This is a genomic window from Columbia Basin potato purple top phytoplasma (genome assembly GCF_028595955.1).
Classification (GTDB): Bacteria; Bacillota_I; Bacilli_A; order Acholeplasmatales; family Acholeplasmataceae; genus Phytoplasma.
The window spans coordinates 1-535 of sequence record NZ_JANHJP010000031.1; the positions used below are offsets into that span (position 1 = coordinate 1).

Annotated in this window: 1 protein-coding gene; it reads right to left on the minus strand. The window is 27.3% G+C overall.

Annotated features, from left to right (window positions below):
• Positions 1–9: 9 nt before the first annotated feature.
• Positions 10–535: Panacea domain-containing protein (locus M8044_RS02490; RefSeq protein WP_273585468.1), on the minus strand; the 526-nt coding region annotated here is incomplete at its 5' end.

Below are 535 nucleotides of genomic sequence, written 5' to 3' on the forward strand. Positions count from 1 at the left end.
TCCACTCTTTCATAGTAAAGTTCTTCCGATCTTCTTGAAATTTTTCGTAAAATAATTTTTTATTATTTCATCTTTAATAACGTTTTTAGACCAATCTTCGTTATTATCCCAAGCCGATCGCCAAGGAGCTTCTTGATGCGTCAAATTAGATAAACTAGTAGCTGCTTTATTTCCATATAATTCTATTATTCTATCGATTAAAACACGATGATCGTTTGTTAAGTGTTTTTCTTCTCCTTTTTTAGCTCCGCGACAAATTGGTTTATAGGTATAATGTTTAAATTCATTATATAAATTAGGAAAAACAGGCCCGTGAAGCCATGCTTCGATTGGTTCATTAAAAATTGGTTGATTATTTTCAACTAAATATTTAGCATATGTATAATAAGTTAATTTTTGTAATTTCATATTTGTGATGGCACTCTTATTTTTTTTAATAATATAATTGGCGACATCAAAAATAGTGATTTCATTATTTTGATTATTCATAATTTTCTCCTTTTTTAGTTGGTTTTTTGTTATTTTGTTGTTTTGA